The sequence below is a fragment of the Bradyrhizobium sp. BRP19 genome, assembly GCF_020194195.1.
In the GTDB taxonomy this organism is placed as follows: Bacteria; Pseudomonadota; Alphaproteobacteria; order Rhizobiales; family Xanthobacteraceae; genus Bradyrhizobium; species Bradyrhizobium yuanmingense.
This window is the reverse complement of record NZ_JADYVZ010000140.1, coordinates 1-437: the sequence shown is the minus strand read 5'-3', so window position 1 is coordinate 437 and position 437 is coordinate 1. Positions and strand designations below refer to the sequence as shown.

Here is a 437-nt window from a genome sequence, read left to right as displayed (position 1 = left end):
CATTCTCTGTTATTCTGGTTTCACAGCGCGTTCTGAGCGCTGCGGAGGAATCCCGTGTACGTCTGTATTTGCAACCAAGTGACCGACCGCGAAATCCATGGCGCCGCCCGTCTGGGCGTGTCGACGATGGACGAACTCGCCGAAACGCTCGGCGTGGGAACGTGCTGCGGACAATGCCGGGACTGCGCCAAGCAGGTGCTCGCCGAGGCGGTGAGCTGCATCCCCGTCGACCAGACCTTGGGCCGTGCCAGCACGCATGCCATAATCGAACGTCGCGACGAGCCCGTCGCCAATGATCAGGCCATCGTGGCTGGTGCATTGGCTGCCTGATCTCCCGTCTTTTCCTGTCGCCGCGAATTGCCGCCCAGGCGCTGAGCCTCGGTGGCATTTGTTGCTTTCTGGTCAGGCACGGGGCTCGCCTTGAACGGACGCGTGCG

Annotated in this window: 1 protein-coding gene; it reads left to right on the top strand. The window is 62.9% G+C overall.

Annotated features, from left to right (window positions below; genetic code table 11):
* The first annotated feature begins 54 nt into the window (after positions 1-54).
* A complete protein-coding gene (locus I6F36_RS38885) occupies positions 55-330 on the top strand; it encodes a bacterioferritin-associated ferredoxin (RefSeq protein WP_004637090.1) in 276 nt (91 codons plus the stop codon).
* Positions 331-437: the final 107 nt, after the last annotated feature.